Source organism: Citrobacter sp. RHBSTW-00524 (assembly GCF_013747755.1).
Taxonomy (GTDB): Bacteria; Pseudomonadota; Gammaproteobacteria; order Enterobacterales; family Enterobacteriaceae; genus Citrobacter; species Citrobacter braakii.
In genome coordinates, this window is sequence record NZ_CP056421.1 from 3,000,766 (window position 1) to 3,023,832 (window position 23,067).

The 23,067-nt window shown below is 51.9% G+C and carries 34 protein-coding genes and 1 pseudogene; 3 read left to right on the forward strand and 32 right to left on the reverse strand.

The annotated features are described in order from the left end of the window. The 32 genes and pseudogenes from HV229_RS14500 to HV229_RS14650 all read right to left on the reverse strand — a co-directional run bounded on the left by HV229_RS14500 (position 1) and on the right by HV229_RS14650 (position 20,399). Positions 1–483: a DnaT-like ssDNA-binding protein gene (locus tag HV229_RS14500; RefSeq protein WP_181545709.1), complete on the reverse strand. Its 483-nt coding sequence runs from the start codon at positions 481–483 to the stop codon at positions 1–3. Between the two features lie 2 nt (positions 484–485). Further along, the gene (locus tag HV229_RS14505) at positions 486–743 is read right to left on the reverse strand and encodes a hypothetical protein (RefSeq protein WP_181545710.1); all 258 of its coding nucleotides are present in this window, start codon (positions 741–743) and stop codon (positions 486–488) included. Between the two features lie 39 nt (positions 744–782). Beyond that, positions 783–1,922 (reverse strand): P22 phage major capsid protein family protein, encoded by a 1,140-nt coding sequence (locus HV229_RS14510; RefSeq protein ID WP_016156686.1) that lies wholly within the window; start codon positions 1,920–1,922, stop codon positions 783–785. A gap of 17 nt (positions 1,923–1,939) precedes the next feature. After that, complete coding sequence (locus tag HV229_RS14515; protein WP_016156687.1) at positions 1,940–2,692, reverse strand: DUF6651 domain-containing protein; 753 nt, start codon at positions 2,690–2,692, stop codon at positions 1,940–1,942. 320 nt (positions 2,693–3,012) lie between these two features. Further along, positions 3,013–4,119, reverse strand: a complete 1,107-nt coding sequence (locus HV229_RS14520; RefSeq protein WP_181545711.1) for a phage minor head protein — start codon at positions 4,117–4,119, stop codon at positions 3,013–3,015. Position 4,120: 1 nt separating this feature from the next. Continuing rightward, complete coding sequence (locus HV229_RS14525) at positions 4,121–5,524, reverse strand: DUF4055 domain-containing protein (protein ID WP_181545712.1); 1,404 nt, start codon at positions 5,522–5,524, stop codon at positions 4,121–4,123. Positions 5,525–5,528: 4 nt separating this feature from the next. Further along, entirely contained in the window at positions 5,529–7,100 is a 1,572-nt protein-coding gene (locus tag HV229_RS14530; RefSeq protein ID WP_047416709.1) for a terminase, read from the reverse strand. After that, the gene (locus HV229_RS14535) at positions 7,097–7,585 is read right to left on the reverse strand and encodes a DUF2280 domain-containing protein (protein WP_094543014.1); all 489 of its coding nucleotides are present in this window, start codon (positions 7,583–7,585) and stop codon (positions 7,097–7,099) included. The genes HV229_RS14530 and HV229_RS14535 overlap by 4 nt, the downstream gene beginning before the upstream one ends. 31 nt (positions 7,586–7,616) lie before the next feature. Further along, on the reverse strand, positions 7,617–8,255 hold the full coding sequence (locus HV229_RS14540; RefSeq protein ID WP_019076560.1) for a putative metallopeptidase: 639 nt from the start codon (positions 8,253–8,255) through the stop codon (positions 7,617–7,619). Positions 8,256–8,375: 120 nt separating this feature from the next. Next, entirely contained in the window at positions 8,376–9,050 is a 675-nt protein-coding gene (locus tag HV229_RS14545; protein ID WP_136398002.1) for a Fur-regulated protein, read from the reverse strand. An 87-nt stretch (positions 9,051–9,137) separates the two neighbouring features. Continuing rightward, positions 9,138–9,188, reverse strand: a pseudogene (locus tag HV229_RS26515) (hypothetical protein); the annotation flags it as partial. Between the two features lie 276 nt (positions 9,189–9,464). Then, entirely contained in the window at positions 9,465–9,989 is a 525-nt protein-coding gene (locus tag HV229_RS14550; protein WP_181545713.1) for a DUF2514 domain-containing protein, read from the reverse strand. Further along, positions 9,968–10,516 (reverse strand): lysozyme, encoded by a 549-nt coding sequence (locus tag HV229_RS14555; RefSeq protein ID WP_181545714.1) that lies wholly within the window; start codon positions 10,514–10,516, stop codon positions 9,968–9,970. The genes HV229_RS14550 and HV229_RS14555 overlap by 22 nt, the downstream gene beginning before the upstream one ends. Then, complete coding sequence (locus tag HV229_RS14560; RefSeq protein ID WP_181545715.1) at positions 10,488–10,766, reverse strand: phage holin; 279 nt, start codon at positions 10,764–10,766, stop codon at positions 10,488–10,490. The genes HV229_RS14555 and HV229_RS14560 overlap by 29 nt, the downstream gene beginning before the upstream one ends. A 158-nt stretch (positions 10,767–10,924) precedes the next feature. Next, entirely contained in the window at positions 10,925–11,440 is a 516-nt protein-coding gene (locus HV229_RS14565; protein ID WP_048997996.1) for a hypothetical protein, read from the reverse strand. Positions 11,441–11,595: 155 nt separating this feature from the next. Beyond that, positions 11,596–12,285 carry a bacteriophage antitermination protein Q gene (locus HV229_RS14570; protein WP_048997997.1) on the reverse strand — a complete coding sequence of 230 codons (690 nt, stop codon included), beginning with the start codon at positions 12,283–12,285 and terminating at the stop codon, positions 11,596–11,598. Then, positions 12,282–12,419, reverse strand: coding sequence for a YlcG family protein (locus HV229_RS14575; RefSeq protein WP_181545716.1), 138 nt, complete (start codon positions 12,417–12,419; stop codon positions 12,282–12,284). Before HV229_RS14575 ends, HV229_RS14570 begins: the two co-directional genes overlap by 4 nt. Further along, complete coding sequence (locus HV229_RS14580) at positions 12,416–13,024, reverse strand: recombination protein NinG (RefSeq protein ID WP_181545717.1); 609 nt, start codon at positions 13,022–13,024, stop codon at positions 12,416–12,418. Before HV229_RS14580 ends, HV229_RS14575 begins: the two co-directional genes overlap by 4 nt. 2 nt (positions 13,025–13,026) lie before the next feature. Continuing rightward, entirely contained in the window at positions 13,027–13,233 is a 207-nt protein-coding gene (locus HV229_RS14585; protein ID WP_181545718.1) for a hypothetical protein, read from the reverse strand. Beyond that, positions 13,233–13,832 carry a DUF1367 family protein gene (locus HV229_RS14590; RefSeq protein ID WP_049041767.1) on the reverse strand — a complete coding sequence of 200 codons (600 nt, stop codon included), beginning with the start codon at positions 13,830–13,832 and terminating at the stop codon, positions 13,233–13,235. Before HV229_RS14590 ends, HV229_RS14585 begins: the two co-directional genes overlap by 1 nt. 101 nt (positions 13,833–13,933) lie before the next feature. Continuing rightward, positions 13,934–14,188, reverse strand: coding sequence for a hypothetical protein (locus HV229_RS14595; protein WP_016156244.1), 255 nt, complete (start codon positions 14,186–14,188; stop codon positions 13,934–13,936). Then, positions 14,188–14,445 (reverse strand): DNA polymerase III subunit theta, encoded by a 258-nt coding sequence (locus HV229_RS14600; protein WP_181545719.1) that lies wholly within the window; start codon positions 14,443–14,445, stop codon positions 14,188–14,190. Before HV229_RS14600 ends, HV229_RS14595 begins: the two co-directional genes overlap by 1 nt. Beyond that, positions 14,445–14,771 (reverse strand): hypothetical protein, encoded by a 327-nt coding sequence (locus tag HV229_RS14605; RefSeq protein WP_016156242.1) that lies wholly within the window; start codon positions 14,769–14,771, stop codon positions 14,445–14,447. Before HV229_RS14605 ends, HV229_RS14600 begins: the two co-directional genes overlap by 1 nt. A gap of 93 nt (positions 14,772–14,864) precedes the next feature. Next, positions 14,865–15,431, reverse strand: coding sequence for a hypothetical protein (locus HV229_RS14610; protein WP_181545720.1), 567 nt, complete (start codon positions 15,429–15,431; stop codon positions 14,865–14,867). 553 nt (positions 15,432–15,984) lie between these two features. Then, the gene (locus HV229_RS26310; protein WP_249417753.1) at positions 15,985–16,287 is read right to left on the reverse strand and encodes an ead/Ea22-like family protein; all 303 of its coding nucleotides are present in this window, start codon (positions 16,285–16,287) and stop codon (positions 15,985–15,987) included. Continuing rightward, a complete protein-coding gene (locus HV229_RS14620) occupies positions 16,284–16,826 on the reverse strand; it encodes a hypothetical protein (RefSeq protein ID WP_181545722.1) in 543 nt (180 codons plus the stop codon). Before HV229_RS14620 ends, HV229_RS26310 begins: the two co-directional genes overlap by 4 nt. After that, the gene (locus HV229_RS26315; protein WP_249417754.1) at positions 16,823–17,419 is read right to left on the reverse strand and encodes a hypothetical protein; all 597 of its coding nucleotides are present in this window, start codon (positions 17,417–17,419) and stop codon (positions 16,823–16,825) included. The genes HV229_RS14620 and HV229_RS26315 overlap by 4 nt, the downstream gene beginning before the upstream one ends. Beyond that, positions 17,416–17,727 carry a hypothetical protein gene (locus tag HV229_RS14630; protein ID WP_049041807.1) on the reverse strand — a complete coding sequence of 104 codons (312 nt, stop codon included), beginning with the start codon at positions 17,725–17,727 and terminating at the stop codon, positions 17,416–17,418. The genes HV229_RS26315 and HV229_RS14630 overlap by 4 nt, the downstream gene beginning before the upstream one ends. Before the next feature lie 18 nt (positions 17,728–17,745). Then, on the reverse strand, positions 17,746–18,495 hold the full coding sequence (locus HV229_RS14635) for an ATP-binding protein (protein ID WP_071687775.1): 750 nt from the start codon (positions 18,493–18,495) through the stop codon (positions 17,746–17,748). Between the two features lie 2 nt (positions 18,496–18,497). Beyond that, entirely contained in the window at positions 18,498–19,445 is a 948-nt protein-coding gene (locus HV229_RS14640; RefSeq protein ID WP_181545723.1) for a DnaT-like ssDNA-binding domain-containing protein, read from the reverse strand. Positions 19,446–19,612: 167 nt separating this feature from the next. Further along, positions 19,613–20,152 (reverse strand): toxin YdaT domain-containing protein, encoded by a 540-nt coding sequence (locus tag HV229_RS14645; RefSeq protein ID WP_181545724.1) that lies wholly within the window; start codon positions 20,150–20,152, stop codon positions 19,613–19,615. Between the two features lie 25 nt (positions 20,153–20,177). Continuing rightward, positions 20,178–20,399, reverse strand: coding sequence for a helix-turn-helix domain-containing protein (locus HV229_RS14650; RefSeq protein WP_181545725.1), 222 nt, complete (start codon positions 20,397–20,399; stop codon positions 20,178–20,180). 109 nt (positions 20,400–20,508) lie between these two features. Between HV229_RS14650 and HV229_RS14655 the strand changes: the two genes are divergently transcribed. The 3 genes from HV229_RS14655 (at position 20,509) to HV229_RS14665 (ending at position 23,032) form a co-directional block, all read left to right on the forward strand. Then, entirely contained in the window at positions 20,509–21,207 is a 699-nt protein-coding gene (locus HV229_RS14655) for a helix-turn-helix transcriptional regulator (protein WP_181547709.1), read from the forward strand. A gap of 251 nt (positions 21,208–21,458) precedes the next feature. Then, the gene (locus HV229_RS14660) at positions 21,459–22,208 is read left to right on the forward strand and encodes a HipA family kinase (protein WP_181545726.1); all 750 of its coding nucleotides are present in this window, start codon (positions 21,459–21,461) and stop codon (positions 22,206–22,208) included. Further along, the gene (locus tag HV229_RS14665) at positions 22,205–23,032 is read left to right on the forward strand and encodes a DUF3037 domain-containing protein (protein ID WP_181545727.1); all 828 of its coding nucleotides are present in this window, start codon (positions 22,205–22,207) and stop codon (positions 23,030–23,032) included. The genes HV229_RS14660 and HV229_RS14665 overlap by 4 nt, the downstream gene beginning before the upstream one ends. Positions 23,033–23,067: the final 35 nt, after the last annotated feature.

Consider the following 23,067-nt stretch of genomic DNA (forward strand, 5'->3'; position numbering starts at 1 on the left):
TCAGCCCCTTTCAATACGGATCTGATTGCCACCCACCACCAGCCCGCGCAGCGAGGAATAGAACCAGGGGAACGACGGCGCAGCCTTGTTGGTACCCGCCTCGTACTGAACAGTTACCGCACCCTCGACGCGCTCCATGGTCACCGCTCCGCCACCAGCTACCGACGGCGTAAGGTCAATCTCCTGCGATTCGATAGCCAGGCGGCACTGTGCATCAACCAGGCGCTGTGGAATAGCATCATCCGGCAGGTCAACACCATCGAAACGAACGCCGGAACGCGGCCAGGATAGAGGCTGTGATGCGCTGTAACGCTGACCGCGCCAGGCCTTCCCTTCCAGAAAGTCCATTGCCTGCATCAGCATCTGGCCGCACTCATCATCATCTGCAGGAATGCTATATCCGCGCCCGGCGGCAAATGCCCGCAGGTCTGACACGCTGGCGTAGCTGTTGAAGTCTGGAGAGTGGGGATCGGCAACCAGCATGGTTACTCCTCCAGACGCCAGTCCAGCGCCAGCCAGTTGTCTACTTCGTCAGGATGAACATCAGCATTCAGCGGGCCGCCTGGGAACTCTGGGGTATCACGCACCATGACCACCAGCTCAATACCAGGCTGCTCCTGCTGCTCCTGCTGCTCCTGCTGCTCCTGCTGCTCCTGCTGGGCAGGAGCATGTTCAGCGCCGTTCTGCACCGCAAGCTTTTCAGCCTCACGCTGCGCGCGCTGCTCTTTGGTCAATCCGGCCATTGGGCCTCCTTAAAAACAAAGGGGCCGGAGCCCCCTTGGTTAACCCATGATGATGGCGGAATGACGTGGCGCCACAGCAGCCACACCCCATGCCAGACCCACTTCATAACGCACCTGGCGGTACTGGCGGTACAACGCCACCTGGAAGGTGATGCCAGATACCGGGTCGGTCACATTCATGACGTCATCAGCAGTATCGCCACCTTCAGGCATCGCCGGAGTACGGCTGGCCAGCAGGAATGCCCCGCGGTCAAACGCCATGTTCGGTACGAATTCGCTCAACACGGTGACATCAGCCTGGTCTGCCAGATCCTGACGGAGACCCGGCGCGCTAATGGTGATAGTGGAAGAAGTAGCCGCAACGACCAGATACTGGTTGTCATCACCGGCGAACTTCACCGCAGTACCTGCAGCAATACCGCCAGTGCCGGCAGAGATAGCGATGATGATATCGCCCTCTTTCTTCGCGCCATTGACCTTATAGCCAGCAGCAGCGCTTTTCGCGGTACGCTTGATGCTGAAAGATTCGTGGAGGTTGAAGCCCATGATGCGACCGATAACACCTTCACGCAGCAGCTGGTCGGTTCCCGCTTCGTTCGCTTTGAAGAGGACAGCCTGTTTACCACGGATAGATGCCATCGCTTCGCCACCCAGCACCATACGCAAATCGGTAGTCGGCGCACCGTTATCGGTCAGGATTTGACGCGCCAACGCAGCATCTGTCAGATCGTCTTTGATGCTGAACGGGGTATTCTTCGGCGCGCCAACAGCGCGGGAGGAGTTGAGGTACAGCGCGGCGAGGTCTGCATCCACTTCGTTCGCCAGCGCGCGGAAAGCCTGTTTGAACTGGTCAGCCAGGATGGTGTTGTAGGTACCAGCCGGGCCCAGCGCCAATTGCTCTTCACCATTCCATTTGACCGGGGCCATCTTGGATTTGGTGATTTTGACATCCACACCACCGATGGTCTGGTCGCCAGAATTAGGTGCTGACGGACCAGGGACAATATCTTCAGTGGTGGCTGCAGGTGCGACTGGCGCACGTACGGTCTGGTCTTTTGCAGCAGCATCCGCTTTCGCGTCACGCGCCACCGCAGGAATAAAACCAGTTTGCTCGCGGGACACTACGTCCAGCGCGGTATAGATGGTCGGGATCAGACCAGTAAGGGTATTGCCTGCCATTTATGGCTCCTTTCGATTTAATCGACGATGCTGACGCCGTCTTTCAGCGCTGCTTGCTTGCCAGCGTTATCCAGGGAATCAAACGCACCGCGTTTCATGGTTTTTTGCCCGGCCTGGTGCTGCGACTGGTGAGAGCCGCCGCCGCTGTTACCGGACGCTTTGAGGATGTAATCTTTCTGCGGATGCGACTCGACCAGAGACTCCAGGGCCTCATCAAAGCTGGCTAACTCGCCGGGCTTGGTGCGAGAGAACACCTTATTGCCCTGGCCGTCGTAGGCGACAACCTTCCCTTCTTCGATTTTGAAGTTCTGACCGAAGTAGGAACGCACGAACTCCGTCGGGATCGCCATCTTCTCGGAGATGAACTTAGAGCCACCGAAACGGCCGCCGATCATCTCGTCGTAGAGTTGAGTTTCCAGCTGTTTGGTCTTACCGTTCGCCTCGTCCAGCTGCTGCTGGAAAACTTTGGTGATCTCCGCCTTTACCTGGTCAACGGCACCAGCATCAATCAGTTTTTTCTGGTCGATTTTGGTCATCATTTCCAGGGCCTCGAGCGCCTTGGCCGGGTCGGTGATGCCAGAGAATTTCGCGAGATTGGCTTCCGCCACTTCCTTCGCTTCACGGTGAGTTTTCGCCTCGCCATTCAGAGAGGTGATTTTGGTCATCGCTGCGACCGCATCGAACGGGATTTCTTTGCCGTCATCATGGATGTACACAGGCATACCGTTTTCAACGACCACATTTCCGTTAGCATCAAGTTTCAGTTTCATTGTTTTTGCTCCAGCCTTCCGGCCATACGTAATGGGTCATCCGACCCGGGCACCGCGTCGCATCCGCTCAGCGGCAGGCATAAAAAAAGCTGCCCGGAGGCAGCCTGTTAGATAAATTCGATTGTAATTTCGCCGCGTAGCTTGCGGGAGTAAACCTCACTCCGCTTTCGTTTATTGATCCGCAGCGGGTGTGGATGAATGCAAGCGACACCTCGCTTAACGTCCGCCCAAACGCAGCTCTTTACCTCATTACCATTTACAAACACCCTTCGTCTGCCACGGCCATCGCCCACGCAGTGAAAATCATCATTACGCATACCCTATCCCTCAAATGCCGACGCATCCACGCGGCGCAGTTCGTCCAGGGTCAGGTACTCCCCGGCATCGTTGAACATCTCCGGTACGGTGATTTTGCCGTCACGCAGCATCTGCGCGCGAGTAACGCCCAGCACCTGCTCCTGCCGCGCGTAAGGCTGCCTCGCAAGCCACTCGGCATAGCTGGTATGAGCTGGCACCTGTCCGTCCATTGAGGCTCGCGTGACGCTGCTCAGCTCGCCTGATGCTATTTGCATTTCCTCCCACGATTTAGTGATCAGGATTTCACAGGAGCGACAGCAAAAGTGGATTTTGCCGGGTCCGCGCAGATACGGAATTGCATGGCCCAGCGGCTTGCCATCGAGTGTGTAGAGTTTACGGTCGCGGATGATGCACCACTGGCTGGTGTGGGTGTCCAGAGTCGAAGACCACTGTTTGGCCTTCACGATATCGCTGTTGGCCTGGGCGAACTCCTGACGCGCTGAAGCAGCCATATGGTTCACCGCCGTGCGCGTGACTACGGCCAGGTCGCGCCGGGATGTGTTGATCACCCCGTCCTCGCGATTACGCTGTGGCGTACCAGCAATGCGTCTGACAATCTGCTCTACCGTTTCACCCTGGAGGAAACCGGAGCGCACAGCGTTAGTGATTTTGTCCAGTCGATCCGATTCGAGTTTCTGCCCCCACTCCTTGAGCAATCGTCCCTGGAATGGCTGCGCCACGGCAGCAGCGTAAACCTGCTCTGGTGCGATACTCTGGAGCGGAACGTGCTGGAGAATCTGCTTCGGAATAATGCTGCTGAAGAGGTCCAGTTGATACCCCGCCTCATACTCAACGTAACGCGTCAGTTCGCGCGCCAGCGCGGAATTAACCGGTTCATATGCCTGTTGGTTGAGGTCACGCGCACCAGCCAGCAGCGATGCCAGGCGACGGGCGCTGTAGGTATCAGCACGCTTGCCATCCAGCAGCACCAGCAGTCTGGCGGCCAGGTCAGCATCCAGCTTGTTGAGTAGAGCCACCATCCGCCGGGCGACGCCGGTACCGTAGCGATTCACATATAGGCCGTGCGCTATCGTCTCGTCCTGCAGACGGTCATTGACAGAGCGGACCATGCTATACCTCGTCTAACGTTCTGGTATCCAGAGACGATGATTCAGCCAGCAATTCGTCCAGGACCTTCTCCGGGTCTGCATCGGCATCAATCAGGTTGAGTTTTTGCAGGGATTTAATCGCATCGATGCGGCGAAGGTCACCGCCCTGACGTAGCGACTGAATGGCCAGTGCAGCAGGAGGATTGAACTCTTTCGACTCGACATCCAGCTCGGTGCGGACATCGACGTTACCACCCTCAGATTCCCCGATGTACTCGGCCATAATTTGCAGGATGTTGTCGATCGCATCTTCCAGGCTGGTTGCCATAGTGTAGAGCGGCGACTGTTCCTGCATTTTCTCTTCAGAGGTCTGGTCTACGGACTTGGTTGAGGTATTATCAGTGCGCAGCAGCTTCGCGCCTGCCTGACGCATCTGTTCCACCAGGTCAGTCAGCGAATCTTTGCCAGCACCAATGGATGAGCCAGTATGCTCGACGTATTCGAGCCCTTGTTTCTGCCTGTCGGAGAACTGAGTTGCAGAGGAAGAGCCGATAACCAACTCCTCACCATCCCCAAGGCCAAATACCGTCAGCAGAGGCACCCGTGCGACATGCAGAATGTTGTCCTGCTCGCTCTGGCTCTGCCAGTGCTTAACGTTCAGCAGCGCCATGTTGAGCAGCGGCGGTGAACCACACATAAACCCGGTACGTTTGGTGTAGAGCGTGACCAGGGTGATATCTCGGCGGGAGGTCTGCCACTCTTCATGCAGCGCCCAGTTCACCTGACCATCGGCACCAGTGGCCTTGCGGTAAATCTGCACCTTCCCGGGCGTCAGCAGTCGAATCTGCTCAACCTTGGTCTGCCCAAAGTCGTCACCATCTTCGACCACCACCTCTTTGATGCGCAACGCAGTGAGCTGCACCTTGCCGCCGGTCATCGTCGACTTCCAGCCGATCACCTGGCGGGGATTCAGCATCGTCACATAGGGACGCGCTCCGGTGGCCTTTTCATCAGCCTTGGTCTTTACCTGCTCGGCATCGACCCGGGGGTAGTCCACCAGCGCGTGGGACAGACCGTACTGCATCGCCAGGCTGAAGAACGCCTGTGCCCATACATCGAGGCGACTGCCTTCAAGATCCACGTTCCTCGCAAATTCGCGCAGCGCATCCGGGACGTTCTCGCCCAGTTGGATCGGCTCAGCGAATACGCGGCCAACGTTCTGGTTGATGGTCTCTTCGTAGGCAGGAAGAAGCGTGGCCACAGCCAGGCGCTTTTTGTAATCCTCTTTGTCCTCTTTTGGCCAGCGCGGCAGATAAGCCTCACCAAGCTGGCGCATGTACAGCGTGCCGCCCATCAGGGCGTCGTTGATGTCCCACGCCTGCACCATGTTCCCATAGTCCAGATTGGGGGTTGAAATATCAGGCATGGGTTTAGAGCCTCAGGCTGGTGACTTTGCCGACTTTCTTCGGCGGTGAATGTAGGACGGCATAGCGCGTGCCATCCCAATCGTGATCTTCCTGCTGTGTGTCTACATCGTCAGGGTTCTTACTGTCGCGAACGAGAACCGGAACACGGCTAATCCAGCCCCGGCAGTAGTCAAACACGTAGAATGCTGGTTTCTCTGGCATACCTGATTCCAGCTTCTTGCCCTCAATGACGGCCTCCAGCATGTCAGCAAACAGTGCCGCGCCGTTCACGCGTGAACCTGGCTTCTTGTTGGATGGCACCCATTTAACGCCCTGGGATTCCATTTTCTGGGCAATAGATAATTCGTCATCACCGGTGTTGTAGATAGCCCCGTCAGCAGGTCCGGGAACAACCTTCTTGCAGATACCGGGCATGATGTTCAGCTGCCCCTGCGTCACCCCGTTGAGTTTTATCTCCTCAGGCTCAGCAAGCTCCTCTCCCACCAGACGCTTATCAATCCACGCCACGCCCTTAGCAACGTTGGTGGATGACATATTCAGCCCTTTGTTCAGCTCATCAGGCGGGCAGCCGTACCACTCGCCAATGAGGATCAGCGACCCGGCAGGCGGGCAGAACTGGCGACCATCAGGCAGCTCAGCGGTGGTGCCGTCAGCCCGCGCCCACCAGAGGTTGGAGAACGGCTTCGATTCTCCCCAGTCATGAGAGCGGTCAACCGTCCAGCTATCGGGAATGCGGAACGGCTTAATCACGTGATGCGAGGCATTCCACAGATGGTCAAAGCGACCACCGCTGGTGACATCCCATGAACCCTCTACCCAGGCTTTGCGCCGGTTAGGGTCTTTGATTGCCATCAGCGTCGCGATGTACTGCGGATCCAGATACGGGTTCTCTTTGAACGAACCGTGGATAGCGACACGCGTCAGCGTCACGTCCTCTTCTCGCTCGGTCTGAGGGTTAAACACCTTCTGCGTTTCGCGAATGATGGTGCCGCGCGGCGCAGGCTCAATGAAGCGCTTCTTAACCCATGTGTGGCCGATGCCAAACGGGTTTGTGGTGCTGAATGTCTCCAGTGGAATCGGCTTCAGCAGTGAGCCATCATCCCTCGGGTAGTTCTCGGGCCGAAAAGATGATCGCCGGCAGGAGAACATCATCTCGTAGAACTCACCCGACTGCTGCTTGGTCAGCTCGTTAAACCCGATAAACGGGAACTCCTGGCCGTGGTAATCCCAGTAGTCGCCCTCTTCTTTCCCGAAGCGGAACAGCAGCTCCTCACCAGTCGGCCACACCCAGCGCAGCTCAGATGCTGAGGCCAGATATCGGGCACCGTCGTTGAACAGGCGATACATACGCTTTGACTGGGTAATGATATCGGTGAGGTTCTTATACTCGGTATCGAAAATGACACCGCGCCAGAACGAACCATAGCCCAGACCAACCAGACGACGAAAGCGCGCCAGCTGCGCGGCAGTTTTACCCGGCCCGCGCGTGCCCTCGTAGAGAATTTCGTTACATGGACAGCTCAGGGAGAGCGATTGCGATCCCGGCAAGGGTTTCCAGACGGCTTTGTAATTCATCCACCAAGAACCTCGCTCTGCTGCTTCTGCGCTGCTGCTTCCCACTCATTCACGTTATCGCAGGATGGGACCGGCATAACGTTATGAGTGGCAACCACTATTTGCTCTACTTTTTGTTTGTTCGTGTAAGCATCGCCAACTTCCTTGGCCGCCTGCTCCATCAGGGCGGCAGTAAGGGCCATGTTTTTCATTCCCTCTGCTTTCGTAGCCATCCTGTCGAGTACACGCAGCCGATATGCCTTATTGGCGATCGGGATATCGGAAATTTCATTCTGGAAGCGTTCGCGAGTTGCGTTGAAAAGTTCGACCCACTTTTTTGCGAGCGTCTTACCGCTGGCCTTCGTAGGGTCGTGAGATTCGGCCTGTTGTCGGGTTATATTGATCCCGAATTCTTTTTGGACAGCCTCGACCACCTGCGATGGCGTGTCATAACACGCAAGCGACTGAATGATGAAGGCTTTCACATCAGGTTTTAATGCAGCCATAAATCACCATTCGTCTTATACAGTCCAGTATTTAAGCCAGTTTCAGCATGCACGTCCCGCATGCTCTGGCGATGTTAAGTTTTGCCACCTCTGCAGGTTGATTGGCTGCGTCCACCAGCTCTTGCACGTCAGTGCTCGCCCCGTATCGACGTACTACACCGACAAACTCTTCGACATCGTGGCCGCGCAATGTGAGAACTGGCTGCCCGGTCTCTTTGTTGAACTTAGGTGCGCCGAAATCATCGGTGGCCTGGGCAATGTGGTAAAGCTCATGCTCTACCAGGGCGCAGAATTCAAGGTCGCTGCATTGTGAGCAGTAGTCGGCTGCCAGCGTGATGATGAACTTCGGGATGCGCCCGAACCATTCATACATCTGCTGTTCCATTCTGGCTTTCTGCCAACCACCTGCGCGGAGCATTACCTGTTCGGCCTGTCCGAGAACGTAGCGCCCTTTCTTCGCGAATGAGTCAGAAGCCCACATAAAACACAAATCAGCTTCCATTAAATGGGCGTGGTCTGGGTTATGGATGCTTCCGCTATCGCTGAGGATTTGATGGCTTATCCAGTCATGCACTTCATTGGCGGGAATCAATCTGGTGTAGGGCTGCCAGTTATCAGGGCCAATGAAATTAACTGGTGGAAGTGGCCTGCGCTCGTCTTCGTTCACCATGAGTTAATCCTGTTTGAAATGCGGAAGGAATGCCGTGAACAGTACGGCGAGCAGACAGCAGTAGATTTCGTTTGCCGGGATCGTCATCTACTACAGTGAGACGCATATGACCTCCACAGGCTATCGACGGCACTGCTGCCAGATAACGCCACCGGGGAAACATTCCATCATAATGGCCTTGCGGACATGGGAAGTTAATTCATCCATTGCTTTCTTGTCTGCTGCCATTTGCTTTGCGACATCCAGCGCCGCACATTCAGCAGCATTTTTCAGCGAGTTACCAAGCACCGCTTCGAGATTGGTATCGACGCCAGAGTTAACTTCGAATTTGTCGGCGCTGATGGTTACCTGGTTCTGTGCCGGTTCATCACTGCGAGCACCAAAATTGATGTTGTAGATATTGGTCACCGGCTGAGGCTTTTCTAATTCGGCAGCGCGGATAGAACCACCAGCGATATTGGCTTCCTTGATGAATACCTCACCGTTCTTCACAACAAATGGTGAGGTATCAATCTCAACGCCAAGCGTCATCGAAGTGCAATATTGCTGCTTACCAAAACGCGTATTGACCAGATGTTCAACGGCAAATTTCTGACCTTCTGACGTCAGAAAGGTAAAGTGATTTTCTTTCTGGTATTCGGTTGCTGTGTGTCTGGTTTCAGCAAAACCAAGCTCGCGCAATTCGGCTGTGCCAGATTTAGAAGGCAGATCACCAGACAGCAACGCGCCACGGAAAAACAGCGCATAAAGCACTTCATTAGCAGCGCCAGATAGCGTAATGATTTTGTTACTCATGGTATTTTTCCTTTTACATGTGGATGTGTGATACGCATAAAAAAGCCCCGCTATTGCGAGGCCTGGGGTTATTTGTATCGCGACCCACTACCTGTGAATGACAAACAGCGATTTACATTTAGGGCAAAGTAACGCCTGTTGCTGGCGTACTTTCGTGGTCGAGTGTGTGGATTTATGTCAACATATCGGACACGTGACAGTCATATTGGCTACAAGCCCAACACGCTGCATTGCGTAATCGAAGAATGACATGATGGCTGACCTTTTAATGAATGTGGTTTATCATACCGCATTCCGTTCAATTATTAACCAATTACTGTCGTCCAACTAGCAAATGTGGATGCATAATGTACTCATGCTCAATAGCCAGTACATGCTTATTTTCTTTCATCTGGCGACTGCTGATTGCGAAGCTCATTGTTGGTTATTTGACTCTCTCACCGAGTCATGAATCCGCTCACACGTCATTCCAGCGCGGTAGCTTTCGTCAGCTCGTCCAGCATAATATCGAGCTTCTTCTGCAAGGCGTCCGAGCATGTCGGCGAGCACTGCGGCGTCGGCTCCGGCTGTTTTGCTTCTGACGGCAGCGGCAAGATCTGAGGTGTGCTTTGCGGCGTCCAGGCGGGCGGCAAGCTTTGTTCCTTCGGTGCGCAACTGGCTAACAGTGGCAGACAGGCCAGCAGCAGTGGCAGCAGATTTAGCGGCTTGTGCTTGTGCATCTTTTACAGCCTCATCACGGGCGATAATACGCCCTTGTTCAATCATTCTGGCAGCGGTCTGCGCGTTCGCTGTTTGCGATGATTCCGCGCTATCACGTTCCGCCCACTTTTTTTCCCAACCGCGGCTGCTCCATACACTACCCGCGATGAATGCAACGGCCACCAGCAGCGAAATGGCAATAAACTGATAGCGCAGGTTCACTGGTCTATCCCCCAGCATGCCAGCGCACTTTCCTGGTCCCGTCGTTCTACCTGTCCATAGCAACCATTTTTCTGACCTTTGGTCAGACGACAATCGCGGCCGCCGTCTTTAATCCACCAGCGGATCGCTTCACAGGCTCCTTTACGGTCGCCAGCATTGATGCGCTTATAGAACGTAGACGGGAAGCATTTTCCGGGGCCGATGTTATAGGGGCAGAAAGAAGCGATACCTGCTTTCTGCGGCTCGGTCAGCGGAACTTTTATATTTCGTTCAACCCATGCCAGCGCCTTGTCGCGTTCAATGGCGTTCACCTGGGCACATTTCTCAGCTGACAGCTTCATACCCTGGATAACGGGTTTACCATCAACCACCGTGGCGCCACGGCAAATCGTCCAGAGCCCGCCGCCGTCACGATACGCCTGCTCGCTATTACCCTCTTTCTCATCCAGAAACTGATCGAGAATCACGGGCGCGGAAGCCCCGGCAAGAATCAAACCAACGACCGCTGCGCTCAGTTTATTCTTCAGCTTTGGTGACATTGCCATTAAGCCGGTCATCCCTTTCCTTTTGCCTGTAGTACCAGTTCACTGCACAGGTGATAACGGTGCATGCGATACCGACAATAATTGCCCAGTCGCTCAGGCTTAACCCTGCAATTCTGTCGGCCAACATCCAGGACACCTCTTTTGCTGTTTTAGCTGTTTCGGCGTATGCCTTCGCTGATACACCGCAGCCGGTCAGCGTGGTGCCTGTTCCATATGAAAGTCTGCTGTAAATGGTGCTCATTCTGGTCATAGCCTCACCTCCGATTCTTCGGATGGCGCTGTGTGTGTATGAAAAGGGTCAGGCTTCACGGGCTGGATTTATCAACAAAGCACGTAGCGGATGATTCCCGGAAGCCTGAAATAAAAAAGCCCCAGCGGGTGCCGGGGCTTGAAGTTGATTTGAGTTAATTAATCAAGTCGTTCGTCAGTACATTTAAACAGTACTCGAGATTTAATCAGTGCGTCCACGCCAGCAAAGGCATTATCTTCTTCTGGGTATGGAACAGACAGGGTATCTTGCTTATCGATGGTAACCATCAATATCCCCGCTTCTTTCCAAATGTAAACTTCCACATAGACGTATTGATCATTACTTGCTGGAGAGTCTTCAACTGCTGTGCTGATCAAAAATTGAAGACCATAATTATCATCAAGAGGCATGACAGATAATGGTCGAGACTCATAATTCTGCTTACTATTTATTACACCGCAAGTTACATACGCCCGCTGGGAGCCATCAGCTTTGACATAGTGATTGTCAGGAAGCTTTAAAGACTCTTTATAACTTCTTACTATTTTATACCCGTACTCATGCAACTCAGTTTTGCGTTTGAGATATTTTTGCTCAAGCGCCTCTCTACTGGCTCTAATGTCATCGTAAGTAATGTCCATTCCTTTCTCCAAAAGGTCATCTGAAACGAACATTCTTGACTCCTTTTCTCACCAACGCGTTGACGTTAAACAATTAAAACCTCCAGAAACGCAAAAGCCCAAGGCGTTAACCTCGGGCTCGAAAACTCATTTACTGCCAATGCATACAACAATGGCACAATATCAGATTTACACGAAATATACCCATTTCAGTTCGGTTTTGCAAGACTTACATCCAAATTTGTCGCCTTTTGTTGTGAACGTGATCGCGAAACGGAAAGCAAGGATTGATTATCAAGGCGTGAGAATGCTTGTTTCATCGCCAGCCAGTGCGGGAGGTAGGTTTCAGTCCAAGTTGGCTTTGATACCCCTACCAGTTGCGCCAACTGCTGGTACTCGTATGTGCTGCGCCCAGCTAGTTCTGCTTTCACATCCTGAGCAGCAAGCCAAATTAACGCCTTCAACCGTTCGATGGTTTTACCAGCTATCTTTCGATCCCCCATCTGCGACTTGAATTCAGCCCACGCCCACTGCGTAACCTCAACCTGATTATCCCAGCGCACATTCTCGCTGTAGTTCCATAGCAGCCAGGCCTTCTGGTGTTCTTCGAGTGACATCAGCGCGCGGCGCCACGATGCAGTGGAGTATTCAACCGGCTGCACCAGCGGAATATGCGATCCCTTGGCATGCGACTGTTTACCGGGGATTGGCGGGTTATCCAGAGTTATCATCTCGCCAGTAACCTCATCCTTCACCTTCATCTTCTTCCGCTTAAAGGTACCGGTATCGAACTGCGCGTTCTCAAGCCAGGCCATTAACTGCCCTTTCGTCGCACCACTCAGATCGGCGGTGGCCACTATCAGCTGCTGGCGCACGTATTCGAGAAATTGAGTGTTCATACAGCACCGCCTATGGTTTTGATGTAGTTCTTCAGTATTCGGTAGTCCGTCAGCACAGAGCCGGGAAAGTGATATAAGCGCAATCGTTGCCAACGAACGCGGAGGTGATCGGCAAAACAGGATTCAAATGTCATGCAGCCTCCCTGCTCTTAATTAATCCACGGCGAAGCGCGCTGTAGTGCTTCCTAATGGTTTCGAGTTCTTCGATGGTGTATCGGTGTGGGACGTTATTGTTTTCGAGTGCCTCGACGCGCTCAGGCCCAATTTTCTCGATAAGGCCAAGGCGGTACTGCTGCTGATTGCCCGACAACTGCACGTTACAGTGGTGGCACTGTTTACTGATATTGTCTTCGTGATAGCGAAGATGTGATGCCTTACCGCGTGAGCGGTAGTGACCTGCTTCCCACTGGACGGTTTCGAACGTCCCGCAACTGATGCATGGCAAATAATGGTCACGCTCGCGAATATAGTCATTGACTACACGCTGCGTTAAATCTTCCCAGTGCTTCAGCGGCTTAACCGCAGCTTTACGCTGGCGCCAGGCGGCTCGCTCTTTCTTCTCAGTAGCGCGCTGTTTGGCGGACTCTTTGCGCTTAGCGTCTTCACGGGCTTTTCTGGTCTGCTCTTTGCCGACAGCGCTGGCGCACTCATAACCGCAGACAGTCTGCGTATCACGCACCGGGTGAAACCACTGGCGGCATTCTTTGTTGGCGCACTTACGGCGCGGTAGCTTAGCCATACTCACCCCCACGCCTTGCTTTGCCATACCCGGCTAGGGCGCGGCGCTTTCTCGCTTTCCGGCAGCTGCACGCTGACAGTCCAGGTGATGTTGTCGCGATTCAGGCTGCGTTCTACCGTGGCGCCTCGGCGGCGGTAACTGGCCACCAGCTCGTCGGATTGCTCGGTGGTGCATTCATGATGGTGAAACCAGGAATATTTCATCGCCATCACCCCGCAAAGCTCATGAGCTGCGAGGCGGCGTTTTCCGCTTCACGCTGGTCTTTGAATGCCCGGGACAATACCCAGCGCCACAGAACATCGAGCGCGGCTTTGTACAGCTGCTGGAACTCGGTTTCGTCCATGTTGGCGAAGGCGATACTGCGGGGGTGTTTGCGAAGGGTGCCGTCGGGAAGCTGTATGGCGTCGTAGTGGCCAGACTCGACGATCACCCATGCACGGTATGCGTCATAGGATTTGCAGATGCTGATACTACCGGCGCGCTTATCGGCGATGCGGTCCAGATATTGCTCAGCAGCATCCAGGAGTGCTGCTTCACTTCCCGCGAATGAGGCAAGGAACTTGGCATAGCCGGTTACCAGCTTGCGTTCGTTGGAAGAGATTGCTCCGCCAGTAGGTTCCCAGTATTCGAAACCGAGATTGAGTAATGCGAAGAAGCGACGGTGAAAAGCCGGGTTGCGTACCTGCCGGAACTCAGCCACCAGCACGGCGCCGAGCTTGAATTTTGATTGCAGAATATCACTGGTCTCCGGCGTGGCGGGGATCAGGATTCCTGAAGACTGCTTGATTAGTTGTAGTTCGTGCGCCATGGTGCTCTCCGTGGCGCATAAGGTTGTCAGTTGCTCAGGCTGACACTGACATTATGTACAGCTGATAATGGAAAATCAAATGTTGCTTTTAGCTGAACTGATTAATATTTGTAGCGGTTTTCCGGGAGAAACGCGTATTCGTATGTGAAGTTGAATGCCTCGTTTTCAGTGTTAAATCGGCGTTCGGTGATATCACTCCAGCGTCCTCCCCTGAAATACTTCTGAGCAACCCACTTTCCCTCAAACGGGAATACGGCATATGCACCGACATACCGATTATCATTATGCGGATCGGGATATGACTCACCTTCTGCCAGAACGTAAAACTTGATTCCGCTTACAATGAGGCAGCCCATTATTTCTTCTCGTTCTGGGCTGCCATATCCAGATAGCGCGGGTCGGATGCTTTCGGTAATGTCAGGCTTTGCTCGCGATAGTAACGCACACGCTCCATGAAGTATTCGCAGAGATGCTCTGGCTGATCACGGGCTACCTGTTCAGCGATAACCGGCATGTTCAGGCGCTCTTTGTAGGCCACCCCGGAGGCCGCCAGGTCAACGTTGACCTTGTCGCGATCTTCCTGCGGCTTTGCAGCAATGTTCCAGTCAGACATTAGTCAGCAGTTTTCCCGCGCCAGCGTTTGTTACTTTCTGAGATTCGATCCGTATCGACGGACTCGACCTCTCCTTCGGAAAATCTAATGGCATTTGCTTTACTTAGTGCTGCCCTGGCTGCTTCTTCCGCCTTACTGAAATGTACTTTCTTTTTTCCCCTGAAACTGCCAACGCGAATTTTGGAAGAGGTTTGTGCCTTGTACTTACTAATCCGTAATTGTGCCGCTAAATGGGCTTTTGCCTCTGTCCGGTTCGCAGGTTTATTCTTGACCAACTCAAGGTCTAATTGGTATTGCTGCTTAGCATTTAGCTTCTTCGGCTTCATGGTGTCACTCTCAAACAAAGTCCGTTTATCATAGAATAAAAGGCCCGTAAGGGCCTTGATTTATATCTATGGTAATTCTCGTCAACTTGTTCGTCACTTCACCTCCTGCTGCGGCGCTGCTGGATATGCGCTACCAACCTGACCAGGCTCGTTACTGCCTGTGCATGCATTCCTGTGGTCATTGGCATGAGGGCAGCGTTTGTTTCCGCATTCATGGCAGACAACGAAGCGACTATCAGTGAAAGTTACAGGTCGACATGTGCGGCATGAGCAATCCGGAGTTACCGGAGAGTTGCCCGCCTGAAGCATGGCGGCGCGACGCTCCTGAAGCTCCAGCAGCGCTGAGAGCACTACGCCGTGAATGATTGTCTGTACTTTGTGCCCTTCCTTTGAGTGATATTCAAAAGTGCTACGGCGAAACTCGATGAGTTCCTGCAGTGTTTCATCGTCTAACTTCTCGTCGGCTATGGTTGGATGAACCGGCAGATTATCAGCCTGCCGACGTCCAAGAACTTCACCAATCACCTTCACAGCATCAGCCATTGCGTAGCCGATATTACCGCCGTCGCTTTGTGCTGCTGCTTTGCTGAGTATTTCGCGTATCTGGTGCAGGCGATCGAGTGATACAGGACCGTGCGCCGGGTGGTTGTTAGTTGTCATGCTGCATGCTCCTGCTTACGGTTATAGCGACAGACCAGAGCCCAAAAATTCATATCGCAAATCAGTGCTACGCGCATTTCCGCCGTAAAGCGACATCCGAGTTTATTTGACTTGCCGACTGACCGCCGACGCTTACGCATTATCTTTCGCACGTGGGCCGCGTTTACCTCAACCTGTCGATGTCTTGAGGCATAAACACCCTTAGCTTGTATCTTCCGAGCTTGTTTCTGGTACGCGGTTAACAGGTCATGTACGTCTGTAAATTTGCTCATCTCTCACTCCCCCTTCACGCCAATGCCAGCGGCGCGGATTGCTTCGTCGAAGAACCGAGTAATTTCTGTGGCTTTATCACCAGTGACTCGATATCTGTATGGTTGCCCGACCGAATCCAGAGTGTCACCCAGCGCATACCAGTCGTCAGAATACGGACAAGATTCAAATTTCCGACCATCTCCACCAGTGACATAACGATTACGTCGAGTCACTCCGCGATGGGTGCAACTACCACCTTGCCAACAGGCCGCGCCTTCTGGCTTAAAATCTCGCTTTCCCATCATTCATCCCCCTCACAGCGAAATCCAGCAAGACGAACTTGCCGCTTGGCGAGCGTAATGGCTTCTTCATACGCCTTTTCTTGCTCATTCCAGTAGCCGTTTGTTTTTGGCAGCAAAACGGGATTAGCTAACTTTGCCTCCAGTTCTGCTATGCGCTTCTCTGCGGCTTCCAGCTCATCCAGAAGCGCCAGCACAGCTTCCGGGCTTGCTTCATCCTGCCAGGCGTCAGAGGTATCACTGACAGAGCGGAGCATTATTTCTTCCTGCGCCGCTTCACGCAGCGCCTGTTTGTTGATTGTCATTGGGCTGTCTCCAGCTGGTTAAGTCCATCACGTACAGCGCTAACGATGCGATCGAGGTATTGATATTTGTGGTTTGGCGCAGTCGGCCATTTCGCATACCATGGGTCATCACCCAGCAGGTTAAGCAACTTGTCACCGACAAGGTAATCGCAGCAGCTCGCCTTCACGTCATCGGCACCTTCTGCCTCATCCCACATAACCCTTGCTTCTTCGTGGCTAATCTCCAATTGCCGGCGAAGTTTGATGATTTCAGACTTCACAAAAATAAGGTTCGCATCATTATCGTCATCAACGGTACTTTGCAGTTGCGGGTCGAAGCATCCGATCAGGTACTCATTGCTTACTCGCTTAATGAATTCCTGTACTGAATCGCCTCCCATTGAAAACCATGCCCCCGTCCACGCTGCTCCATAGCAGGTAATAGTGATGCGACCTTTTCCTGGTTCATAGTTTTCAATCATCACGCGAATCGGGTCGATACGTTCAGCGCCGGTGACAGTGAATGCCAGTACATTCATTTTTTCGACTGTGATACTCATAGCGCGGCTCCTTTGCGAAGTTGGGCGGCGAAGTCACCGCAGATAGTTGCTGCTGCATCAAGGCCGACCTGTTCGTCCTGATAGCAATTAACAATTTCGTTGCTAATTTTCAGGCAAACTTCATCTACTGCGGCGGCCCGCACTTCAGCCAGGTAGGCGTCGGTCGCTGGCATAAACAATGCTGATTTAGCATCAAACATAAGTGATTTTGCGGGGTTGATTGACTTCTCTTCTGGAGAAATACCACTCATTGCAAATTGATTGACCATGCGTTCAACCACTTCACGCAATGCTGCATTGTCTACCGCCAGGGCCTCGCTATGCGTATTCTGCTTTTCATTCTCCCCCGCCAGCTCCCTGCACTTGCTCTCGGCGTTAGCGAGCTGTACTGCCATGTCTGTGACTTCGGCTTCAAGTTTTTCAGCATATTCAATCAGGAGATCGATTCTTTCCGGCGTTACGGTTTTAACGTATTTGCAAATCGATGACGCATAATTATCATCCTGGAGTGTGCCAGCCAGGCCATTACAAAATTTGCGGTTCCCTTTTGTCGCCTTGATATCGGCGATGATTTTTTTAACATCTGGTTTCATGCTGATGCTCTCCCGTAAAACGCCAGTACACGCTGCATAGCCGGACTTGTGCGGCAAACTGATGTGACCATGTTTTTGCTCATGTTCGATTTGAGCTGCTTGATGTTCAACTCCCCGCCGGGTTGCAGCGAATAGACCGGGCGGTGCGGCTCGCCAGTGCGGATTACTACCGCTCTGCGTACCAGGTGAAGCAGCAGGTTATGTGCCTTCTTGCAGTCACATCCCAGCAGGCTCTGGACCTGACGAGGCGTGATGGTCTGGTTAACCCGAAGGAAATCGACGATTGCCCACAGTGATTTGCTTGCCATAGTGATTTTTCCTCGAGGTTATTTAACGATCCGGAGATGGCTAACGTTCTTGCGATAGCTGCCCCAGTCAAAGTTCACCCACATCCCGCCATCCATCTGGAGGCGATCGATAACCCGCGCACCCAACGCGCCAAGAAGTTCGTCATGGTTCAGATTCGTCAGAACGCCAACCGGGCGCATCGATGACAGGCGACGGTCGATAACCTGATTCAAGATGACTTTCTCCCCGTTGCTACCGCGTTGAATACCGACCTCGTCCAGTACCAGCAAATCGACTTTGCAGAGGTCATCCAGAAGTGAAGCCTCTGACTGGCCACCGTCGTAGCACTCGCGAACACGCAGCATCAGGTCAGGGATTGTCACCACCAACACAGATTTGCCACCGGACAGGAGATGATTTCCGATCGCTGCTGCCAGATGGTTTTTACCGGTACCAGGCCCGCCACTGAACACGAAGCTCGCAAAGCCAGCCCCAAAGTTCTGTGCGTAGCTTTTCGCCATGGTGTAGGCCTTTCGCTGTTGCTCTCCGGATACTTCGTAGTTGGCGAACGTGCAGCTGCGGTGCAGGCTCTGGATACCAGATCGACCGAAGATTTTCTCTGTGCGCGCTTTCTGATTCCGCTTGCTCAGCTCTTCGCAATGTTTCAGGCCTTCTTCACGCTGCCACGCCAGCAGTTCTGCTGCGCTGGTGAACTTCGGCTGTACGCCTGGCGGTATGAGTTTCTTCAGGCGCTCAAGAGCGCTGCCAGAATTAACAATGTTTTTCACCGTTACCCCCTGAACCCGGTCGGGATGGTTTTATCTGGCTCAGAAATTCGGTTGGGATCTCGCTGTCCAACATGGACGGTCCTTTGGCCGTGACCACGCGATTGCAACAGACTGTTGGCAAAGGTCTGCTCCCAAGCCAACTGGTGTTTAACCTTGCCGTCAGGTATCCAGTAATCACGGAATTGCTGAAGTTCTTCAGCGGTGTAACCCGGCTCAGTGCCGACGTTCTTACCCCAGAGCGCAGCCTGACGCACGAAGTCTGGAGACGGGGTCCATGAGTCAGTGATCGGAAATTTACCCAATGGGCCAAAATCCAGACCGGGCCCAAAATCCTCGTTCTGAGGTTTGGGAGGGATAGCTGGCAGAGGTGGGTGATTTCCAGAAATATCATCCCCAGAATGACTTCCGCCCGCGCGTTCTCTCTCTGGGTTTAGATCTTCTCTTCTCTTCTCTTCTCTGTGGTTACGCGTTACGTTATTAGTAACGTTACTCGTTACGTTACTTTCCTGGAGTTTTTTCCGTTCACGAAACTCCTTCTGGCGCTGCGCATTTGTCTTGGCCGTAGCTGAGCGAATATCACCTGACGTATTGTATTCATTGAAGTTTGGAAGAATGACGCAGTTATTCTCCGCATCATAAATGGCCCAGCCTACGGTTGATAATGCAGCCCCAAAACCGGGTACTCCGACAATATCATCGATATCAGACAGGTCTGCATTTTCAAATACACCGTTACGCGAGTGTTCATTTGCCGCAGACCAAAACGTTACTAGTAACGACACCGTAACGTTACGGGTTACGTTACGCGTTACAACGTCTGATAACGTGGTGTTATGCGAAAGTGTGAACATTTTTCCCACCTCCGGTGAACGCTCCAGTATTCGCGCAATTCCGTTCACCTTCGGGCTGGTGACCAGTGATGTACGCATCTTTATCCAGTCTCCGGCCATTAAGTCCTCCTGAAGAATAATTAAGGGAAGATTTATCCAGTCGCGGTCCGACACGCTGGCAAAACAATTTGTTGTTAGGCATACTTACCCCGCAATGATTTCGCAATGAATTGCACCAGAAAGCCGTTGGTGTTCGCGCACCGCGGCTTTCGCCATTTTTGAACCGGTCATATAGCCCCCAGCATCATCTGCACCATCTCCATCAGCGGACCAGTTAACCCAGGGTCAACGCGATACATCTCCACGATCCCCTCGCTCAACTCTTTCAGCTTCTGATGCCGTGGCGCATCCAGCGCGACGGCAATCTTTGCTTCACTGGTTTCTTTCTCCATACGCGCCAGGCGAGCCATGATGTTGTCCTCTGGCAGCAGGCGATTGCGAAACTCAATCGGCAGAACCGCGAGGATTGCCGGGGTTAGCTGGCGGACGTTCTCGCGATACCGCTCGCTGTTGAATTGGTTGTCCAGGAAGCGAAAGAGCTTCTGGCGTTTCCGGCAGAGATCATCAGGGAAAGTGATGTCATCACCACCCTGCGCCTGGTACTCTTCGATGATCAGAGCCGTAACTACGTCCTGACCATCTGCGCCCGCCCAGGAGCGGACCGCGTCACGAATGGCATCATGTTTATCGCCATGCTCTTGTTGAGCACGATTTATCATCGCGGACGAATGGAATCCGGTATTTTGTTGGTACGTAAGTGATTGCATAGTGCTTTCCCTTTCGTGGTTAGAATTAGCGGTTGTTTGAACCAAGCAACAATGCGAGATCTGGACGAATATCAGCTGGCTTAACCTTCCCGTTTGTTGCTGACACGATTTTCATAACGTATCGCGCATCAATGCCGCCTCCATGGAGCCATCGCCAAACAGTTGGCTGAGCTACACCGCAGAGGTCTGCAAGCTTTTTTTGACTGCCGGCAATATCAATGGCGCGTTGGATTATTTTGTTGGTCATTTTCAATTCCTAAAAGTATTGAACGAGACAATGATAGCAATGCGTATTAATCAAGGCAATAGCAAAACGTGTTTTGACCATCAATACGCAAGCGTATAAATTAAAAACCATGAAAAAAGAAACTCTTGCTGAACGCCTGAATCAGGCAATGGAACAGTCCGGGATGTCTCAGGGCGCTCTTGCGAAGGCGTCAGGAGTTGCTCAGCCAACCATCTGGAGACTAACGAGCGGTAACGCTCGCGGTTCGACTAAGATTGTAGAAATTGCGAATGCGCTCGGTGTGAGAACTGAGTGGTTGTCTACAGGTATTGGGCCAATGAGATCTGACGGTCAACAACCAGTTTCCATTGCTCCTATAAAAGCCGATCCAAACATTTTCCGTGTTGACGTCCTCGACCTTACAGTCAGCGCTGGCCCCGGAGTCATTAATAGTGAGTTCGTGGAGGTGTTACGCTCCGTGGAATACTCAGTTGAAGATGCGCGCCAGATGTTCAACGGGCGTAAACAAGAGCAGATCCGTATTATCAACGTTCGCGGTGACAGCATGTCCGGAACAATTGAACCAGGTGATCTTCTTTTCGTCGACATTAGCATTCAGCATTTCGATGGAGATGGCATTTACGCATTCCTGTACGACGAAACAGCTCATGTTAAGCGACTTCAGAAGATGAAAGACAAACTACTGGTAATCTCAGACAACCAGACCTATCGCCCGTGGGAGCCAATTGAGAAGGAAGAGATGAACAAGATTTTCGTCTTCGGGAAGGTGATTGGTAGCATGCCGCAGACGTACAGGAAGCATGGGTAAGAAGTTGCCTGAATCACCGCAGGAAATGGTTTTTTCTCCATCCGCCTGAAAGAGCTGGATGCTATGTACGAGAAGTACATGAAGGGCCGAATTCGTTCATCTGAGGATTGAGATGATGCAGCGGGAACGATTGAGGTATCTAACAAAAATCGATGTTGAGATTTGGCATGACTTTGCTTCAGGCGCTGTCCTAGCGGGCCCGGCATTTGAAATGCATCAGTTAAGCAACCACGAATAGGCAAGGATTAGTGATGGAGCGCGAAGCAGGCAACAATGATGCAATCCCTAATGTCGTTGAAATAATTCGTCGCATTAATGAAGGCTCTACACAACCATATCTTTGCAAATGTGATGATGGCCAATTGTATGTTTTGAAATCGAAGCCATCGATGCCACCTAAAAATCTCTTGGCTGAGTTCATTTCTGGTTGCCTGGCTAACGATTTAGGCCTTGCTTTGCCTGACTTTAAAATCGTATTCGTGCCGGAAGATCTTGTTGAGTACTCACCTGACCTTCAACGTGACATTTGTACCGGCCACGCCTTTGCGTCACTTTACATCGAAGGTGCGGTAGCACTGACGTTCTCTCAGTCAAGGAATGAGTCCATCGTACCTATAGAGCAACAGAAGTTAATCTATGTCTTTGATAGATGGGTAATCAATGCCGATAGAACTCTTACCAGTAAAGGTGGGAACGTCAATATTCTTTATGATGTTGGCAACGATAAGTATTATCTAATTGACCATAATCTATCCTTTGATGAAAATGCTGATCCTGATGATTTTTTAGTTCATGTCTACGGCCCTGGTAATCGCAAGTGGGAGTATGACTTAGTAGATCGCCTTGAGTATCGTCAGAAGGTCGTCGATAGCTTAGTTAAGCTTCCTGCTATTCTTGAAGAAATTCCAGATGAGTGGATCGTTGATGATGAGTTTTTACCTTTTGTTTGCGACACCTTAGATAAAGGCGACCGTGATGAATTTTGGAGCGAGATAGCATGACAACCCCATGCCTTTACAGCATTGTTAGGTATGCGCCCTATGCGGAAACTGAAGAGTTTGCGAACATAGGCGTAGTCATCTGCGCGCCAAAAGAAAATTACTTTGATTTTCAGATAACTAAGAGAAATGATTCTCGTGTAAAAAGCTTTTTCCACGATGATTGTATTTTCCCTGTAGCAAAAGACACCATTCAACGAGAGTTGCAATTCGCAAAAGCCCAAGCTTCACAGATTTCTGGACATCAGCAACTTGCTCAATTCTTTAGATATTTTACTTCGAAAAAAGAATCTATTTTTCAGTTCAGCACGACAAGGGTTGTTCTCAGTGAAAATCCAAAGGAAGATTTGACACGTATTTACAATAAATATGTTAATCACTCCGATTACACCAAAGAACGTCGTGAGGATGTGCTTGCAAGAGAGCTCAAACGAAGTATTGATAGAATTGATGGTTTAAGAAATATTTTTAAGCAGGAGTCTATTGATGGGTTTTATGCAAAATTCTCAATGCCTTTAGTAGCAAAAAGGCAAAATGAGATTCAATGCGCGATTAAGCCTATAGCATTCACTCAGACTGAACCTGGGAAAATGATGGAACATAGCGACACTTGGGTCATGAGGATCACTAGAGCTGCCGAAGAAAATCTACTGAAGATTGAAGATATTCTTTTTACCATTGAAGTACCAGAATCTCCCACTACAGGTCAAAAAAAGGTTATAGATACTATAAAGAAAACAATGGACGCTAAGAAGATAAACCATATTCCTGCATCAAATCATAAAGATACAATAGAGTTTGCCAAGAAAATATTATTAGAGTCTTAACTCTTATCTTTTAACCCGGCCATCACGCCGGGTTT

Bases quoted from the DNA above. Each gene is read 5' to 3' on its own strand.
- HV229_RS14510 (WP_016156686.1), bottom strand. From the start codon at position 1,922: ATGGCAGGCAATACCCTTACTGGTCTGATCCCGACCATCTATACCGCG.
- HV229_RS14500 (WP_181545709.1), bottom strand. From the start codon at position 483: ATGCTGGTTGCCGATCCCCACTCTCCAGACTTCAACAGCTACGCCAGC.
- HV229_RS14585 (WP_181545718.1), bottom strand. From the start codon at position 13,233: ATGGCGATGAAATATTCCTGGTTTCACCATCATGAATGCACCACCGAG.
- HV229_RS14525 (WP_181545712.1), bottom strand. From the start codon at position 5,524: ATGCCTGATATTTCAACCCCCAATCTGGACTATGGGAACATGGTGCAG.
- HV229_RS14565 (WP_048997996.1), bottom strand. From the start codon at position 11,440: ATGTTCGTTTCAGATGACCTTTTGGAGAAAGGAATGGACATTACTTAC.
- HV229_RS14610 (WP_181545720.1), bottom strand. From the start codon at position 15,431: ATGACAACTAACAACCACCCGGCGCACGGTCCTGTATCACTCGATCGC.
- HV229_RS14570 (WP_048997997.1), bottom strand. From the start codon at position 12,285: ATGAACACTCAATTTCTCGAATACGTGCGCCAGCAGCTGATAGTGGCC.
- HV229_RS14560 (WP_181545715.1), bottom strand. From the start codon at position 10,766: ATGACCAGAATGAGCACCATTTACAGCAGACTTTCATATGGAACAGGC.
- HV229_RS14555 (WP_181545714.1), bottom strand. From the start codon at position 10,516: ATGGCAATGTCACCAAAGCTGAAGAATAAACTGAGCGCAGCGGTCGTT.
- HV229_RS14575 (WP_181545716.1), bottom strand. From the start codon at position 12,419: ATGACATTTGAATCCTGTTTTGCCGATCACCTCCGCGTTCGTTGGCAA.
- HV229_RS14550 (WP_181545713.1), bottom strand. From the start codon at position 9,989: ATGCTGGGGGATAGACCAGTGAACCTGCGCTATCAGTTTATTGCCATT.
- HV229_RS14605 (WP_016156242.1), bottom strand. From the start codon at position 14,771: ATGAAGCCGAAGAAGCTAAATGCTAAGCAGCAATACCAATTAGACCTT.
- HV229_RS14520 (WP_181545711.1), bottom strand. From the start codon at position 4,119: ATGGTCCGCTCTGTCAATGACCGTCTGCAGGACGAGACGATAGCGCAC.
- HV229_RS14545 (WP_136398002.1), bottom strand. From the start codon at position 9,050: ATGAGTAACAAAATCATTACGCTATCTGGCGCTGCTAATGAAGTGCTT.
- HV229_RS14600 (WP_181545719.1), bottom strand. From the start codon at position 14,445: ATGTCTGACTGGAACATTGCTGCAAAGCCGCAGGAAGATCGCGACAAG.
- HV229_RS14645 (WP_181545724.1), bottom strand. From the start codon at position 20,152: ATGCAATCACTTACGTACCAACAAAATACCGGATTCCATTCGTCCGCG.
- HV229_RS14515 (WP_016156687.1), bottom strand. From the start codon at position 2,692: ATGAAACTGAAACTTGATGCTAACGGAAATGTGGTCGTTGAAAACGGT.
- HV229_RS14595 (WP_016156244.1), bottom strand. From the start codon at position 14,188: ATGGGCTGCCTCATTGTAAGCGGAATCAAGTTTTACGTTCTGGCAGAA.
- HV229_RS14655 (WP_181547709.1), top strand. From the start codon at position 20,509: ATGAAAAAAGAAACTCTTGCTGAACGCCTGAATCAGGCAATGGAACAG.
- HV229_RS14665 (WP_181545727.1), top strand. From the start codon at position 22,205: ATGACAACCCCATGCCTTTACAGCATTGTTAGGTATGCGCCCTATGCG.
- HV229_RS14650 (WP_181545725.1), bottom strand. From the start codon at position 20,399: ATGACCAACAAAATAATCCAACGCGCCATTGATATTGCCGGCAGTCAA.
- HV229_RS14630 (WP_049041807.1), bottom strand. From the start codon at position 17,727: ATGGCAAGCAAATCACTGTGGGCAATCGTCGATTTCCTTCGGGTTAAC.
- HV229_RS26310 (WP_249417753.1), bottom strand. From the start codon at position 16,287: ATGACAATCAACAAACAGGCGCTGCGTGAAGCGGCGCAGGAAGAAATA.
- HV229_RS14505 (WP_181545710.1), bottom strand. From the start codon at position 743: ATGGCCGGATTGACCAAAGAGCAGCGCGCGCAGCGTGAGGCTGAAAAG.
- HV229_RS14535 (WP_094543014.1), bottom strand. From the start codon at position 7,585: ATGGCTGCATTAAAACCTGATGTGAAAGCCTTCATCATTCAGTCGCTT.
- HV229_RS14590 (WP_049041767.1), bottom strand. From the start codon at position 13,832: ATGGCGCACGAACTACAACTAATCAAGCAGTCTTCAGGAATCCTGATC.
- HV229_RS14660 (WP_181545726.1), top strand. From the start codon at position 21,459: ATGGAGCGCGAAGCAGGCAACAATGATGCAATCCCTAATGTCGTTGAA.
- HV229_RS26315 (WP_249417754.1), bottom strand. From the start codon at position 17,419: ATGAAACCAGATGTTAAAAAAATCATCGCCGATATCAAGGCGACAAAA.
- HV229_RS14530 (WP_047416709.1), bottom strand. From the start codon at position 7,100: ATGAATTACAAAGCCGTCTGGAAACCCTTGCCGGGATCGCAATCGCTC.
- HV229_RS14620 (WP_181545722.1), bottom strand. From the start codon at position 16,826: ATGAGTATCACAGTCGAAAAAATGAATGTACTGGCATTCACTGTCACC.
- HV229_RS14540 (WP_019076560.1), bottom strand. From the start codon at position 8,255: ATGGTGAACGAAGACGAGCGCAGGCCACTTCCACCAGTTAATTTCATT.
- HV229_RS14580 (WP_181545717.1), bottom strand. From the start codon at position 13,024: ATGGCTAAGCTACCGCGCCGTAAGTGCGCCAACAAAGAATGCCGCCAG.
- HV229_RS14640 (WP_181545723.1), bottom strand. From the start codon at position 19,445: ATGGCCGGAGACTGGATAAAGATGCGTACATCACTGGTCACCAGCCCG.